This window comes from Pseudomonas tremae, assembly GCF_001401155.1.
Lineage (GTDB): Bacteria > Pseudomonadota > Gammaproteobacteria > Pseudomonadales > Pseudomonadaceae > Aquipseudomonas > Aquipseudomonas tremae.
The window spans coordinates 1-394 of sequence record NZ_LJRO01000022.1 but is presented as its reverse complement, the minus strand read 5'-3'; the positions used below and the strand labels follow the sequence as shown (position 1 = coordinate 394).

Genomic DNA, 394 nt, shown 5'->3' with positions numbered 1-394 from the left:
ATCCAGGGTGCCAGGACAGCCACCAGCACAATGACCAAAAGGACCATCAGGCCTGTCACCGCAGTCGGTGAGCTGAAGAACTCGGTTAGCACCCGCCGCCATGGCGATTGAGCCTGCAACAGCGTGCTGCCGATCGGGGCTTTTTCAATGACATTCATCGGGAGGCCTCGATGCGTACGCGTGGGTCCAGCAGGTAATACAGGCCATCCACGATCAGGTTGAGCACCACGAAAATCACCACGACCACCATCAGGTAAGCGACCACCACCGGGCGATCAAGCATGTTGATGCTGTCGAGGATCAGCTTGCCGGCACCGGACCAGGCAAAAATGCTCTCGGTTACCACGGCGTAGGCGATAGTCGAACCCAGTTCCATGGCCAGCACCGTCACCAC

General features: G+C 58.6%; 1 protein-coding gene and 1 pseudogene. Both read right to left on the bottom strand.

Going from position 1 to position 394, the window contains the following annotated elements:
* Positions 1-158 (bottom strand): annotated as a pseudogene (locus ALO43_RS28045) (ABC transporter permease); the annotation flags it as partial.
* The coding region (locus tag ALO43_RS00550; RefSeq protein WP_157062257.1) for an ABC transporter permease subunit at positions 155-394 on the bottom strand (240 nt) is incomplete at its 5' end. The pseudogene ALO43_RS28045 and the gene ALO43_RS00550, both read right to left, overlap by 4 nt.